The 13,605-nt window shown below is 68.8% G+C and carries 15 protein-coding genes; 9 read left to right on the forward strand and 6 right to left on the reverse strand.

What is annotated here, in order from left to right:
* Positions 1 to 63: 63 nt before the first annotated feature.
* Genes ACWEOI_RS08205 through ACWEOI_RS08215 form a run of 3 tightly spaced genes read right to left on the reverse strand, consistent with a single transcriptional unit; the run spans position 64 to position 3,394 of the window.
* Positions 64 to 978: an alpha/beta hydrolase fold domain-containing protein gene (locus ACWEOI_RS08205; protein WP_433667963.1), complete on the reverse strand. Its 915-nt coding sequence runs from the start codon at positions 976 to 978 to the stop codon at positions 64 to 66.
* A 27-nt stretch (positions 979 to 1,005) separates the two neighbouring features.
* Positions 1,006 to 1,836 carry an SDR family NAD(P)-dependent oxidoreductase gene (locus tag ACWEOI_RS08210; protein WP_433667965.1) on the reverse strand — a complete coding sequence of 277 codons (831 nt, stop codon included), beginning with the start codon at positions 1,834 to 1,836 and terminating at the stop codon, positions 1,006 to 1,008.
* A gap of 37 nt (positions 1,837 to 1,873) precedes the next feature.
* Positions 1,874 to 3,394, reverse strand: coding sequence for an NAD(P)-binding domain-containing protein (locus ACWEOI_RS08215; RefSeq protein WP_433667966.1), 1,521 nt, complete (start codon positions 3,392 to 3,394; stop codon positions 1,874 to 1,876).
* Positions 3,395 to 3,507: 113 nt separating this feature from the next.
* Here ACWEOI_RS08215 and ACWEOI_RS08220 point away from each other — a divergent pair, with 113 nt between their 5' ends.
* Positions 3,508 to 4,152, forward strand: a complete 645-nt coding sequence (locus ACWEOI_RS08220) for a TetR family transcriptional regulator (protein ID WP_433667967.1) — start codon at positions 3,508 to 3,510, stop codon at positions 4,150 to 4,152.
* A 45-nt stretch (positions 4,153 to 4,197) separates the two neighbouring features.
* Here the strand turns inward: ACWEOI_RS08220 and ACWEOI_RS08225 are convergent, their stop codons facing one another.
* Together ACWEOI_RS08225 and ACWEOI_RS08230 are read right to left on the reverse strand one after the other, a co-directional pair.
* A complete protein-coding gene (locus ACWEOI_RS08225) occupies positions 4,198 to 4,944 on the reverse strand; it encodes a Crp/Fnr family transcriptional regulator (RefSeq protein ID WP_452359255.1) in 747 nt (248 codons plus the stop codon).
* Positions 4,945 to 5,046: 102 nt separating this feature from the next.
* Positions 5,047 to 5,952 (reverse strand): glycine betaine ABC transporter substrate-binding protein, encoded by a 906-nt coding sequence (locus ACWEOI_RS08230; RefSeq protein WP_452359256.1) that lies wholly within the window; start codon positions 5,950 to 5,952, stop codon positions 5,047 to 5,049.
* Positions 5,953 to 6,356: 404 nt separating this feature from the next.
* Between ACWEOI_RS08230 and ACWEOI_RS08235 the strand changes: the two genes are divergently transcribed.
* The 8 genes from ACWEOI_RS08235 (at position 6,357) to ACWEOI_RS08270 (ending at position 12,748) form a co-directional block, all read left to right on the forward strand.
* Positions 6,357 to 7,253 carry an ABC transporter substrate-binding protein gene (locus tag ACWEOI_RS08235; protein WP_452359567.1) on the forward strand — a complete coding sequence of 299 codons (897 nt, stop codon included), beginning with the start codon at positions 6,357 to 6,359 and terminating at the stop codon, positions 7,251 to 7,253.
* 16 nt (positions 7,254 to 7,269) lie between these two features.
* Positions 7,270 to 8,415 (forward strand): ABC transporter ATP-binding protein, encoded by a 1,146-nt coding sequence (locus ACWEOI_RS08240; protein ID WP_452359257.1) that lies wholly within the window; start codon positions 7,270 to 7,272, stop codon positions 8,413 to 8,415.
* Positions 8,412 to 9,053: an ABC transporter permease gene (locus ACWEOI_RS08245; RefSeq protein ID WP_452359258.1), complete on the forward strand. Its 642-nt coding sequence runs from the start codon at positions 8,412 to 8,414 to the stop codon at positions 9,051 to 9,053. Before ACWEOI_RS08240 ends, ACWEOI_RS08245 begins: the two co-directional genes overlap by 4 nt.
* Positions 9,050 to 9,760: an ABC transporter permease gene (locus tag ACWEOI_RS08250; protein WP_452359568.1), complete on the forward strand. Its 711-nt coding sequence runs from the start codon at positions 9,050 to 9,052 to the stop codon at positions 9,758 to 9,760. Before ACWEOI_RS08245 ends, ACWEOI_RS08250 begins: the two co-directional genes overlap by 4 nt.
* 50 nt (positions 9,761 to 9,810) lie before the next feature.
* Positions 9,811 to 10,233, forward strand: a complete 423-nt coding sequence (locus tag ACWEOI_RS08255) for a CBS domain-containing protein (RefSeq protein ID WP_433667976.1) — start codon at positions 9,811 to 9,813, stop codon at positions 10,231 to 10,233.
* 61 nt (positions 10,234 to 10,294) lie between these two features.
* Positions 10,295 to 10,966, forward strand: coding sequence for a response regulator transcription factor (locus ACWEOI_RS08260; RefSeq protein WP_452359259.1), 672 nt, complete (start codon positions 10,295 to 10,297; stop codon positions 10,964 to 10,966).
* Positions 10,963 to 12,321: a sensor histidine kinase gene (locus tag ACWEOI_RS08265; RefSeq protein ID WP_452359260.1), complete on the forward strand. Its 1,359-nt coding sequence runs from the start codon at positions 10,963 to 10,965 to the stop codon at positions 12,319 to 12,321. Before ACWEOI_RS08260 ends, ACWEOI_RS08265 begins: the two co-directional genes overlap by 4 nt.
* 91 nt (positions 12,322 to 12,412) lie before the next feature.
* Positions 12,413 to 12,748 carry a hemophore-related protein gene (locus ACWEOI_RS08270; RefSeq protein WP_357087298.1) on the forward strand — a complete coding sequence of 112 codons (336 nt, stop codon included), beginning with the start codon at positions 12,413 to 12,415 and terminating at the stop codon, positions 12,746 to 12,748.
* A gap of 60 nt (positions 12,749 to 12,808) precedes the next feature.
* Here the strand turns inward: ACWEOI_RS08270 and ACWEOI_RS08275 are convergent, their stop codons facing one another.
* Positions 12,809 to 13,600, reverse strand: coding sequence for a hypothetical protein (locus ACWEOI_RS08275; RefSeq protein WP_452359261.1), 792 nt, complete (start codon positions 13,598 to 13,600; stop codon positions 12,809 to 12,811).
* Positions 13,601 to 13,605: the final 5 nt, after the last annotated feature.

Below are 13,605 nucleotides of genomic sequence, written 5' to 3' on the forward strand. Positions count from 1 at the left end.
ACAGGTAACTCTTCGCGGACCGCCCGAACCTGTTCCCGGACGGTCTCGCGCTGTGACTCTTCTCTATCCTATTGACCGGCTTTGGGCCGGTCGAAGCGCCTGGCGCAGGAACTGTCCGAGTTCGACGGTGACCGCCGCGGCCGGCGCCACCAGCGCCGCCTGCAGCTGGGCCACATGCCAGAGACCCTCGGTCTCGGTGAACTCGGTCGGCACCCCCGCCGCACGCAGCTGCGCCACCAGCCGCGTGCACTGGTCGTGCAGCAGCTCGGCCTTGTCGGCCTGGACGTAGGTAGGCGGCAGGCCGCGCAGTTCGCCCAGCAGCGGCGCGTACCCGGCGTCCGTGCCGTCGCCGCCACCCAGGTAGGCCGCGGCGCAGGCCCGCGACCACGGCTTGTTGATGACCAGATCGCGGTTGCGGGTGGGGACCTCGTTCGGGTCGGCCCACGGCGCGATCAGGCCCAGGGCGGCCGGGGTCAGTCCGTGCCGGTCGCGCAGCCGCTCGGCCAGCGCCAGCGACAGCCCGCCACCGGCCGAATCACCGGCCACCGCAATGCGTTCCGGCCGGAAACCGGCCCGGACCAGTTCCAGGAACGCGGCCTCGGCGTCCTCGAGCGCCGCCGGGAACGGGTGCTCGGGGGCGAGCCGGTAGTCGGGAACCTGCACGGCGCAACCGGTTTCGCGGGACAGATAGGCCGCCAGCGAGCGGTGCGTGAGCGGCGAGCCGACGGTGTAGCCGCCGCCGTGCAGGTACAGCACGGTGGCGCTGTCGGAGACCGGCCCGACCGAGACGCGCTCGGTCGGGCGGCCACCGAGGCGGACATGCTCGACATGGGTGCCGCGTGGCGCCCGCTGCGCCACCGAACCCCAATCCATCAGTGCCCGCTGGACACCGAACGGGAGCCGGTGATTGAGCATCACCCGGAAGACCGGGTTCAGCACGGCTCGGACGACAGGCAACGGCAGTGTCACATCGGGCATGACCGAATGTCCTTCAGAATCGCGGTATTACGGCAGGATCCGCTTCTGCACCACGGCGGAGATCCGCTGGTAGTACGAAGCCGTGGTGCGCACGAACAGGTCGAGGGCCTTGGCCTCCCAGCCGATCAGTACGCGGCCGTGGCCCTTGCGGACCGCCTCGGTGATGGTCTGCGCGGCCATCTCCGGGGTGTGCAGCGCGAGCTTGCTGTCGAACAGCGCGGCCAGGTTCTTCTGGTCCAGGCCCTCGGACACGCTGGCGTTGCGGGCGACGGCGGTCTTGATGCCGCCGGGGTGCACGCAGGTGACCTGAACCGGGGTGCCGCTCATCAGCATTTCCTGGCGCAGCGCCTCGGTGAAGCCGCGGACCGCGAACTTGGCCGAGTTGTAGGCGCTCTGGCCGGGGACCGCGATCAGGCCGAAGAGGCTGGACACGTTCACCACATGGCCGTCACCGGATTCGATGAGGTACGGCAGGAACGCCTTGGTGCCGTTGACGACGCCCCAGAAGTCGACGTCCATGATGCGGTCGAAGTCCTTGAACGCGGTGTCGGTGACATTGCCGTGGTGGGCGATGCCGGCGTTGTTGTAGATCTGGTTGACCTTGCCGAAGTGCTTCTTCACCTCATCGGCGTAGAGCAGCACGGCCTCGCGCTCGGCCACGTTCAGGCGATCGGACTTGATCTTCACGCCGAACTTCTCACAGCGCCGCACGGTCTCGGCGAGTCCCTCGGCGTCGATGTCGGACAGCGCCAGGTGCGCGCCGCGCTTGGCCAGGTTCTCCGCCAGCGCGCGGCCGATGCCGGAACCCGCACCGGTGATCACGCAGACCTTGTCCTTGAAGTAAGCATCGTTGCTCACGGTTACCGCTTTCGGTTGGTGAAGGAGTGGGGGTGACTCAAACGGCCTGTGCGACAGGCTCGGTGGTGGTCTCGTAGGCCGCGACGTCGAAGTGCTCGAGCAGACTACGGAACCGGAAGGTGAAGTCCGGCCACAGCGTGGTGTTGTTGCCGTGCTTGTCCAGGTACCAGGAGGCGCAGCCGCCGGTGCTCCACACCGCGCCCTCCAGCTTGCGCTGCAGACCCGCGTTGTACTCGTCCTGCACGTCCTTGCGGACCTCGACGGTGCGCAGGCGCAGGTTGTCGAACTGTGCGATGGCGTCGGAGATGTAGTTGATCTGCGACTCCAGCATGAACACCATCGAGGTGTGGCCCAGGCCGACGTTCGGGCCGAGCATGAAGAACATGTTGGGGTAGTTGTTGATCGCCGAACCCTTGTAACCCTGCTGACCGATGGCGTCGAACACCTCGGACAGGGTACGGCCGTCGCGACCGGAAACGGTGTCGTAGACCGGCGAGTCGGTGACGTGGAAGCCGGTGGCCACGATGATCGCGTCCACCTCGCGCTCGACGCCGTCCTTGGTGACGATGGCGTTCGGGCGGATCTCCTTGATCCCGTCGGTCACCAGGTCCACATTGTCGCGGCCCAGCGCCGGGTAGTACTCGTTGGAGATCAGCATGCGCTTGCAGCCGATGCGGAAGTCCGGGGTGACCTTGCGGCGCAGCTCCGGGTCGCGGACCTCGGCGAACAGCTTGGCGCGGGCGATCGCCTCCAGGGCGAGCATGGCGGGCGGGAACTTGGCCAGGCCGACCACCTGGGTCTCGCGGGCCGCGTAGATGCCGGCGCGGTACAGGTTGCGCAGCGCGGGAATCTTCTTGAGCGCGAAGCGCTCCGGGGCCAGGTACTCGCGGTCGACGCGGGGCAGCAGCCAGGGGGCGGTGCGCTGGTAGACGTCCAGGTGCGCGACCTTGGCGGCGATGTTCGGGACGATCTGGATGGCGGAGGCGCCGGTGCCGATGACGGCGACGCGCTTGCCGGTCAGGTCGGAGTCGTGGTTCCAGCGGGCGGAGTGGAAGATCTCGCCCTGGAAGTCGTTGATGCCCTTGATGTCCGGCAGGTTCGGCTCGCACAGCGCGCCGACGGCGGAGACCAGGATGTCCGCGGTGAACGCGCCCTGGCTGGTCTGGATCTCCCAGCGCGCCTCGGCGGCGTTCCACTGGGCGCCGGTCATCTCGCAGTCGAAGATGTGCTTGTCGCGCACGTCGTACTTGTCGGCGACGCCCTGGATGTAGCGCTGGATCTCCGGCTGCTTGGAGAAGGAGCGCGACCACTCCGGGTTGGTGGCGAAGGAGTACGAGTACAGCTGCGAGGGGACGTCGCAGGCCGCGCCCGGGTAGGTGTTGTCGCGCCAGGTGCCGCCGACATCGCTGCCGCGCTCCAGCACGAGATAGTCGGTGCGCCCCTGCTTGCTCAGCCGGATGGCCAGGCCCAGGCCCGAGAACCCGCTGCCGACGATGATCACGTGGGAGTGCCGGGCAGGCCGGTTGCCGACAGCTTTGTCTGTAACCTTGCGACTCATGTACCCGAGAATATGGTCCTATTGAGTAGGAGTCAATACTCTTATTGAGCAGTAGTCAATATTATTGACTCGAGTTCAGTAATCGTCGACCCTCGTTCAGTACCGTCGGACAAATGACCAAGGAGCGCGCCGTGAGCAGCAGACCGGACAGCCGGGCCAAACGCGTGCGCCTCAGCCCCGCCGAACGCCGCGAGCAGCTGATCACCCTCGGCGCCCGCATGCTGCGCGAGCGCGCCCTCGAGGACGTCTCCATCGGCGAGATCGCCGCCCAGGCCGGCATCTCCCGCGGCCTGCTCTTCCACTACTTCCCCACCAAGCACGACTTCCACCTGGCGATCGTCAATCACGCCAATGCCGAACTCCTGGAACGCACCACCCCCGACCCCACCCTGTCGCTGTTCGACATGCTGCAGGACGCGATCGAGCGCTACATCGCCTACGTCACCGAGAACCGCACCTCGTATCTGGCGCTGCTCCGCGGCCCCGCCAGTGCCAGCCCGGAACTCGTGGCCCTCGTCAACGCCACCCGCATGGCCCTCGTCGACCGCATCCTCGCCGAGGCCCCCATCCCGGCCGACGACCCCGACCGCCCCCGGCTCGGCCTGGCGGTCCGCGGCTGGATCGCCTTCGTCGAGGAGACCACCCTCACCTGGCTCCGCGAGGAACCCATCCCCCGAGAAGCCCTGGTGGACATGCTCGTCACCTCCCTGCCCGCCCTCGCCCTCAACGCAGATCTGGCCGCCGCCCTTCAACAGTGAGCGCCACCGCGGCGGCGAGCATGAGCTCGGCCGCGAACTGAAAAATCAGGTCACCCGGGCGTCTTTCCCGAAAACATCCGTCAACTCGGCTGCCCGCCGCAGGTTTTCGAGATCACGGACGATGACGTGCCGCTTCATCAGGCACACCGAGCCGTCCGCGCCCAGTTCCTTCATCGCCTTGCCCACCGCGTCCACCCGCGCCCCGACCAGATTGCCCAGCTCCTCGTAGGACAGCCGCACGGTGAGCTCCCACCCGGCCTCCACCCGCCGCCCGTACGACTCGACGAACTCGACGAGCAGGCGCGCCAGCCGCACCCGCACCTGATGGTCGCCGAAGTCCAGGCGACGCTGATCCGACCAGGCCAGCCGGTCGGCCAGGGAACGGCACAGCACCAGGGAACCGTCGTGATGGGTTTCCAGGAAGGTCATGAACGCCGTGCCCGGGATGCGGTGCACGATGGTGGGCGTGCACACGGTCGCGGTGTTGGAGCGCAGCGAATCCGGCACCAGCGCACCGAGTTCGCCGATCACGTCCCCGCTGACCCGGATCGCGAGCAGCCGGCCGTCGGCCGTGGTGATCTTCACGCACGCCGATACCGAGCGGTCGCGCGAGCGCAGCAGATACACCATGCTGCCCGGATCGCCCTGCCGCATGAGCACCGTGCCCGGCGGCCCGTACGTCCGCGTCCCGAGCCGGAGTAGCGACCTCCGGGAGCGCAGGCACAGCCGCTCCATGAAAGTGCCTGTGGGCCAGGGCCAATTGCCCAGATGATCGTCGCCAGGTGAGTTCACCGTCGTATCCAGTTCCGTACCGCCGTTGGAAGCTGCCCCCGAACCCTCCACGGTAAGCGACCGAAAGGGTTTGTGGCACAGCGCGGCGGTGGCGGACCCGGATCAGAGGGCGTGGGCGTCGAGCCAGGTGCGGGCCACGGCGGAGGGGATGGCGTTCTGGTCGCGGATCTGGTGGATCATGTCGGCGAGCTCGGTGGTGGTGAGTTCGCCTGCCACGTAGTTGAGTTTGCGGAGCTGAGGGTCGGTGAGAGCCGACTTGCGGAGGATGGGGGCGACCATGGCGGCGCGGAAGGCGTAGTCGGGGTCGGACAGGGCGGTGAGGTCGGCGCCGTCGCCGGGGAGGAAGGCGGCGGGGCCCGGGAGCACGGCCAACTGGATCTCGCCTTCGGAGAGGGCTTTTCGGAGGTCGGCGTGGGTGGTGAAGGTGACCGTGCGGGTGATGGCGCAGTGGTAGGTGGCGCGCAGGGGGGTGAGGACATCGCGGTCGGGGTCGAGGGGGGCGCGCTGGGCGTCCAGCGGGGCGCCGGTGTCGATGCCGACGATGAGGTCGTCGCAGCGGGGGCCGAGGTCCTTCAGGGAGGACGGGAGGGCCGTGGGGTGCGCGGCGGAGGCGACCACGGTGGGGCGCAGGTCGGTGCCGTCGGCGGGGTCGGAGGTGGTGACGCCCTGCGGAAGGGCTTTGGCGAGGGCCGCATTCACCGCGTCCGGCTTGGTGACGGTTGCGGTCGAGTCGAGGGCGGTGAGGATGTCGCCGGTGATGTCGCCGAACAGGGCGAGGTCGCCGGAGTCCAGGGCGGCGAGCAGATCACCGCGGGAACCCACCCGCTCCTCGACGCGGGTGTGCAGACCGGTGCGGGCCAACGCGCCCGCGTAGAGTTCGGCGATCATCCGGGACTGGGGCGAATCCCCTGCTCCCACCGTCACAACCGGACCGGTGTCCGCGCTGCCGCAGGCCACCGCCGTCACCGCGATCGCGGTGACGAGCGCGCCCCGGCCCAGTGTTCGCACGGCACAAACCAATCGGTTGGATCCGGTCCCGGACGTGCGCACGCGAGGCGACGGACGACGGCGGGCGGCGCGACGACCGAGCGCCTGCGAGGGGTGGGAGTCAGTGCCGGACACGCGCAACAGTCTGCCGCGCCGGCCCTCGCGGCGGTGAAACCGGGCCGGACATCGGGCGTGCCGTTTCCGCCGGAAGCGCGAAACCGACCGTAGGTAGGCACCGTTCGCGGGATGAGGCGGGCAATATGGACAGTTAGGTCTGTTCCAGGGGTGGTGACACCCCGCCCGCTGCAGGCATCCCGCTCGGAAGGACGACAGTGCAATCGCTCATCACCACGCGCGCCGATGGCAAGCGCATCTCCCGGACCGTACTTCGAATCCTGGCCGCGTCGGTCGCGCTGGCCGCCGCCATGGCACTGTCCGCCTGTGGCGACAACAAGTCCAATCCGCTCGGTGGGGGCGGCAGCTGCGGCGGCGACGCGAACAAGGTGACCGTCGGGTCCGCCAACTTCCCCGAATCCGAGACCGTGGCCGACGTGTACGCGGAAGCGTTGCGGGCCAACGGGTTCAGCGTCGACACCAAACTCAATATCGGCAGCCGTGAGGCGTACGTGCCCGCGTTGAGGCAGTGCGCCATCGACCTGATCCCGGACTACACCGGCAATCTGCTGCAATACCTGGACAAATCGAGCACCGCCACCACGCCCGACGAAGTGAACACCGCGCTCGCCAAGGCGCTCGGCGATCAGCTCGCCATCGGCACGCCCGCGCCCGGCGAGGACTCCGACGCCGTCGTCGTCACCAAGGCGACCGCCGAGAAATGGAATCTGACCAGCATCGCCGACCTGGCCGCGCACTCGGCCGAGGTGAAACTGGCCGCGCCCGCTGAATTCTCCGAACGGCCGGGCGGGCTACCCGGCCTGAAGAAGAACTACGGACTCGACATCGCCGCCGCCAACTTCGTGCCGATCGCCGACGGCGGCGGCCCCGCCACCGTGAAGGCGCTGACCGACGGCCAGGTCACCGCCGCCGACATCTTCACCACCTCCCCCGCCGTCGCCGCCAACAACCTGGTGGTGCTGACCGACCCCAAGCACAACTTCCCGCCCCAGAACGTGGTGCCGCTCTACAACACCGCCAAGAAGAGCGACAAGCTGACCAAGGTGCTCGACGCGACCTCCGCGAAACTCACCACCGCCGAACTCATCTCGCTCAATACCGCCGTCTCCGGCAGCAGCAAGACCGAACCGGCCGCCGCCGCCCGCCAGTGGGTCGCCGCGCAGGGGCTCGACAAGCCGATCGCATAAGGGGAGGCGGAACACGGTGTCCGACATCGAATTCACCGGCGTCAGCAAGACCTACCCGGACGGCACCACCGCCGTCCACGACCTGAGCCTGCGCATCGAATCCGGGTCGTTCACCGTGTTCGTGGGACCGTCCGGCTGCGGCAAGACCACCTCCATGCGCATGATCAACCGGATGATCAGCCCCAGTGTCGGCGCCATCACCATTGGCGGACAGGACATTTCCCGTGCCGACCCGGTCAAGCTGCGGCTCGGCATCGGGTACGTGATCCAGAGCGCCGGACTGCTGCCGCACCGCACCGTCGTCGACAATGTGGCCACCGTGCCGGTGCTGCGCGGGCAGTCCCGGCGCGCGGCCCGGCAGGCGGCGCTGGAGGTGATGGATCGCGTCGGACTGGATCGCGCTCTGGCGCAACGCTATCCGGCGCAACTGTCCGGCGGCCAGCAGCAGCGCGTCGGCGTCGCCCGGGCGCTGGCCGCCGACCCGCCCATCCTGCTCATGGACGAGCCGTTCAGCGCCGTCGACCCCGTCGTGCGCACCGAACTCCAGAACGAGATGCTGCGGCTGCAGGCCGAACTGCACAAGACCATCGTCTTCGTCACCCACGACATCGACGAGGCCATCAAACTCGGCGACCACATCGCCGTCTTCGGGCCCGGCGGGCGCCTGCAACAGCACGACGTCCCGCAGACCGTACTCGCCCGGCCCGCCACCGATTTCGTGGCCGGATTCGTGGGCCGCGACCGCGGCTACCGCGAACTGTCCTTCCGGCCCGCCGACGCCGTACCCCTGCACGACCTCTCCACCATCTCCCCCGAACAGGTGCCCGGCATCCGGTTGGACGAGGGCGAATGGCGGCTCGTCATCGACGAGGCCAAGAAACCCATGGGCTGGATCGACACCACCGGCGTGGAAGGCGTCCGCGCCGGACGCCCGCTCGCCGACAGCATGGCCTCGGGCGGCTCCCTGTTCCCGCCCGGCGGCGACCTGCGGCAGGCACTCGACGCCACCATCTCCTCCCCCGCGGAAATCGGTGTCGCCGTGGACGATTCCGGCGGCGTGCGCGGCGCCATCTACGCCCGCGACGTGCTCGAACAGCTGCACCGGCAGCGCACGGCCGAGGACGCCGAACGCAATCGGGTCTTCTTCGAGGAGACCCGGTGAGGTACCTGCTGGACAATTTCGGCGAGATCGCCGGATACGCCCGCACCCACCTGTCGCTGGCGCTGCTGCCGCTGGCGCTCGGACTGGTGATCGCGATCCCGGCGGGCGCGCTCGCGCATCGGGCGCGCTGGCTGCGGCGGATCACCACCACCGCGGCCGGGATCGCCTACACGATTCCGTCGCTGGCGTTGTTCGTGATCCTGCCGCCGCTGCTCGGCATCGGGGTCATCGATCCGCTGAATGTCGTTATCGCCCTGACCATCTACTCGGTCGCGCTGCTGGTGACGGCGGTACCGGCGGCGCTGGACTCGGTGTCCGACACCACCCTCGACGCGGCCGACGCCATCGGGTACCCGCGCTGGCGGCGGGTGCTCACCGTCGACTTCCCGCTCGCGCTGCCCGTCTTCCTCGCCAACCTGCGGGTCGTGGCCGTCACCAATATCTCGATGGTGACCGTGGGCGCGCTGATCGGAGTGGGCGGTCTCGGCAAGCTGTTCACGCAGGGGTATCAGCGCGACTATCCGGACGAGATCGTGGCGGGCATCATCGTCGTGCTGGTGCTGGCCTTGATCGTGGACCGGGCGCTGTACCTGCTGGGCAAGGTGGCGACGCCGTGGCTGAAAGGGGCTGCGCGGTGAACCTTTTCGTGGACGCCTGGCACTTCCTCACCGACGGCGCGAACTGGTCCGGGCCCGCCGGGATCGGGCGGCGGCTGCTCGAACACCTCTGGTACAGCCTGCTGGCCGTGGGGCTTTCGGCCGTGATCGCCGTGCCCATCGGACTGCTGATCGGGCACACCCGGCGCGGGTCGGCGCTCATCGTCGGATTCGCGAACTCCATGCGCGCTCTGCCGACCCTGGGCGTGCTCACCTTCGTGGTGCTGCTCATGGGGTTGGGGCTCACCCCGCCGCTGCTGGCGCTGCTCACCGTCGGCATTCCGCCCCTGCTGGCGGGCGCGTACGCGGGCATCGCGAACGTGGACCCCATCGTGGTCGACGCCTCCCGCGCCATGGGCATGAGCGAGCCGCGGGTGCTGCTCCGCGTCGAACTCCCCAACGCGCTGCCGGTGCTGCTCAGCGGCCTGCGCGCGGCCACCCTGCAGGTGGTGGCGACCGCGACCATCGCCGCCTACGTGAACCTGGGCGGGCTGGGCCGGTACATCTTCGACGGGATAAGCCTCTACCGGTACGACAAGGTTCTGGTCGGCGCGATCCTGGTGGCCGCGCTGGCGCTCACCCTGGACGGTCTACTGGCCTTCGTGGTGTGGCTGAGCGCGCCCGGGACCGGACGATTCGGCCAGCTCACCGGCAGGATCCGAAACAGGCGGATTGACCTTCCGGTGTGACTGGGGTCACGATGTCTCCTGGCACACCCATCCGAGACAGGAGGTTCGCAGTGAAGGCTCGCGACATCATGCACCGGAATGCGGAATGCATCCCCGCTGATGAGACGATCGACCGCGCCGCCCAGATGATGCGCAACATGGACGTCGGCGCCCTGCCGATCTGTGACGGCGACCAGATGATCGGCATGCTCACCGACCGCGACATCGTGGTCAACTGCATCGCCATGGGACACGATCCGGGCAAGGTCCGCGCAGGCGACCTGGCCCAGGGCCGGGTGTGGTCGGTGGACGTCGACACCGACCTCGGAACCGTCCTCGACGTCATGGAACAGAACCAGATCAAACGCATGCCCGTTCTCGACATGCGCAAGGGCAACAAGCTCGCGGGCATGATCTGCGAATCCGACCTCGCCAAGAACGTCAGCGACAAGCAGCTCGCCGCGTTCATCAGCGCCGTCGCGGTACCGCACTAAATCCACGGGAAAGCGTCCCGGTTCGCAGCGGATTCACAGGCAGCGACCGGAGAATTACCGCGTGCAACCGGGACGCATTCTTGTCATCGAAGACGCCGAGGCCATTCGCGCCGCGGTCGGAGCCGGGCTCACCGCCGCCGGGCACGACGTGCTCACGCGAGGCGACGGCGCGCTGCTGGAACAGGACCTCACCCGCTACCGGCCCGATGTGGTGGTGCTCGATGTCGGGCTGCCCGGGCGGGACGGGTTCGCGCTCCTGGAATCGGTGCGAGCACGCTCCGCGGCGGGCGTGGTCATGCTCACCGCGCGCGACGGCGTCGAGGACCGGGTCCGGGGGCTGCGCGCCGGATCCGACGACTACCTGGTGAAACCGTTCGACCTCACCGAACTCGTGGCACGCGTGGACGCGCTGCTGCGGCGCATGGGGAAACTCCAGCGCCGCACCGTGATCGGCGACCTCGAGGTGACCGTGGACACCGGCAGCGCGCGCCGGGGCGGACAGGAACTCACGCTCACGGCCACCGAGTTCAAGCTGCTGGCGTACCTCGCGGCGCAACGGGACCGGGTGGTGACCAAGACCCAGATCCTTACGGCCGTGTGGGGATACGACGACTACGACCCGAATCTGGTCGAAGTGCACGTCAGCGCGCTACGACGCAAGCTCGAGGAACACGGGGAACGGCTCGTGCACACGGTGCGCGGACTCGGATACACCCTGCGGGCGCCGAAGTGAGGACCGTCTCGCTGCGTGCGCGGGTAACCCTCACCGCCGCACTGGTTTCCGGCATCGTGCTGGTGCTGGTCGGGGTGAGCGTGCACGCCTTGTTCGGGCTGGTCGTCAACCGCAGCGAGAACGCGGTGCTCGGCGACCGGGCGCAGCTGGCCCGCGAACTCGCGCACAGCGGGGTGACACCGGAGGATCTGGTGTCCCGGGTCGACACCCGGTCCGTGCGGGTGCGGCTCGTGCTCGCCGACGGCCGCACCTTCGGCAGCCTCGATCACCGGATCGCCGAGGACAGCACCACCAAGACTCGCCTCATTCGCCTGAGCGGGTCCGGTGCGATCGACGGCAGCCGACTCACCTTGCAGATCGACACTCCCCTGCTGGCCCGCGTGCAATCACGGCTGGGACTACTGCTGACCGCGGCGACCACGTCCGCCATCGCGATCATCTCGCTCGCACTGTGGTTCGGGATCCGCCGCGCGCTCGAACCGCTCGACGCCATGACGCGGCTGGCCCGCGACATCGCGCACGGTCACCTCGGACGGCGGCTCGAACCGTCCCGCACCGACACCGAATTGGGGCGCACCGCGGCCGCATTCGACGAAATGCTGGACGCGCTGGAAGGGGCGTTGCGTGACACGGCGGCCGCCGAAGCCCGGGCCCGCGCCTCCGAGCAGCAGATCCGCGCGTTCGTCGGGGACGCCGCCCACGAATTGCGCACACCCATCACGGGAGTGCGCTCGCTCGCCGAAGCGGTCCTGCAACAGCCCACCGACACCGATCCCGAGGATCGACAGCGGATGTTGCTCCTCCTGGTTCGCGAAACGCATCGCGCGGGACGGTTGGTCGATGACCTGCTCGACCTGGCGCGCATCGACGCCGGGCTCCAGCTCCGGCGCGAGCCCGTCGATCTGCACGCGCTCGCCGACGCCCAGCTCGACCGCATGCGAATGCTGCATCCGGACACCGAATTCCATCTCACCGGCGATCCGGTCACCGCTTCCGCCGATCCCGAGCGCATCACCCAGATCCTCACCAATCTGCTGACCAACGCCTGCCAGGCCATGCGGGACCACGGCTCGGTCACCATCGACGTGCGCTCCGCTCCGGACCGATCCGCCTCCAGCACAGTCGAACTGACAATCTCCGACACCGGCCCCGGCATTCCCGCCGAAGCCCGCGAACGGATCTTCGACCGCCTGGTCCGCCTCGATTCCGCCCGCGACACCCGCCCCGACGGGTCCGGTCTCGGCCTGGCCATCGCCCGCGGTCTCGCCCGCGCCCACGGCGGCGACCTGGTCTGCGTCGACCCCGAGCCGATCGGCGCGCAGGGCGCGGTCTTCCGCCTCGCTCTCCCCGCCTGAAGATCACCTGAAGAAGCCCGCCGGCTTCAGGGAGGCTTCAGGTTCGGCGGGCAGATTCGACGGCGAACCCACCACACAACCTGGAGTGAGAATGAAACGCACCCTCGCCGTGGCCCTCGCCGGAGCCGCCGGAGCCGCCGCCATCGCCCTCGCGATCCCCGGCACCGCCTCCGCCGACACCCCCACCTGCGGTCCTGCCGCCGCGGCCGCCGCGCGCGCCGACTCCGCACCCAAGGTCGCCGCCTACCTGGCCGCGCATCCCGACGTCGCCGCCGAGATCGCCAAGGTCAAGGCGCTGCCCAAGGATCAGCGGCGGGCGGAGCTGAAGGCGTGGCGCGAGGCCAACCCGCAGCAGGCCCAGGACCTGAAGGCGGCACGCCAGGCTGTCATCGACTATCACAAGGCGTGCGGCAAGCAGCACAAGTAGTCGGTCATCGCGTGTGGGGCCCGGTCGAAACGACCGGGCCCCACACGCGTTCCGTGACCACTAGACCCTCGCGGCCACCGGTGCGGCCGCGATCAGCCAGTTGCCGAACTCCACGGCCAGATGCCACCGATGCTGCCGAATGAACCTCCCTGGCAAGGTCGCCGGAAACTGAACGGTGAGAAGCGCGTTCAGCGTGCCGCCCTGATCGCGGAACTGATGGCGGACGCCGCCGATGACCAGACCGTCATCGAGAACCGCTTGCCCCGCGATCTGAATCGGATACCGCGGGTCGACCGGAACGGTCAGGTCATCGGTCGTTGTGTAGTCGACCAGGAACCGGGTCGGCATGGGCGACCCACCGGTGGTCTCGACGACTTCCTGCCGTCCGTCGGGCAGCCCTCGGAGCAGATAGTGATCCGGGCAGGCGTCGACCATCTCGGCCTCACGGTTGTCGAGGACCAGATTCTCGAACCACGCGGCGAACCGTTCCGCGGAGTAACCCGGGACCTCCAGACGAATCGCGGAGTGCGCCGTCCGACCGCGGCTCATCGCCATCCCAGCGCGAGCGATCCGCTCCGACACGACCAGATCTCGCTCGAGCACTGCGTATAACCCGGCGTGCCCAAGGCGAATCTTCAAGTCCGTCAACGCGATTCGCTGCACGTCGAGGGGCGCACCGCGCAACGCCGCCATCGTGCGATCCGGCAGCAGTTCAGCGAGCGCGCGCTCCCCCAGCCGGGCGGCGAGCTTCCGCAGCACGGCACCGGCCCGCCGTGATTCCCACGCCCGCACCTGATCTCGCGTGATCCGCCGTCCACCCAGGTCCGCACGAATCTCGATGGGCTCGGCCATATCGC

Source organism: Nocardia sp. NPDC004340, from assembly GCF_053602575.1.

What these genes read in the sequence shown, in the direction of transcription:
- ACWEOI_RS08205 (WP_433667963.1), bottom strand. Translation starts at nt 978, where the DNA reads ATGCCCGATGTGACACTGCCGTTGCCTGTCGTCCGAGCCGTGCTGAAC.
- ACWEOI_RS08215 (WP_433667966.1), bottom strand. Translation starts at nt 3,394, where the DNA reads ATGAGTCGCAAGGTTACAGACAAAGCTGTCGGCAACCGGCCTGCCCGG.
- ACWEOI_RS08220 (WP_433667967.1), top strand. Translation starts at nt 3,508, where the DNA reads ATGACCAAGGAGCGCGCCGTGAGCAGCAGACCGGACAGCCGGGCCAAA.
- ACWEOI_RS08235 (WP_452359567.1), top strand. Translation starts at nt 6,357, where the DNA reads ATGGCACTGTCCGCCTGTGGCGACAACAAGTCCAATCCGCTCGGTGGG.
- ACWEOI_RS08270 (WP_357087298.1), top strand. Translation starts at nt 12,413, where the DNA reads ATGAAACGCACCCTCGCCGTGGCCCTCGCCGGAGCCGCCGGAGCCGCC.
- ACWEOI_RS08275 (WP_452359261.1), bottom strand. Translation starts at nt 13,600, where the DNA reads ATGGCCGAGCCCATCGAGATTCGTGCGGACCTGGGTGGACGGCGGATC.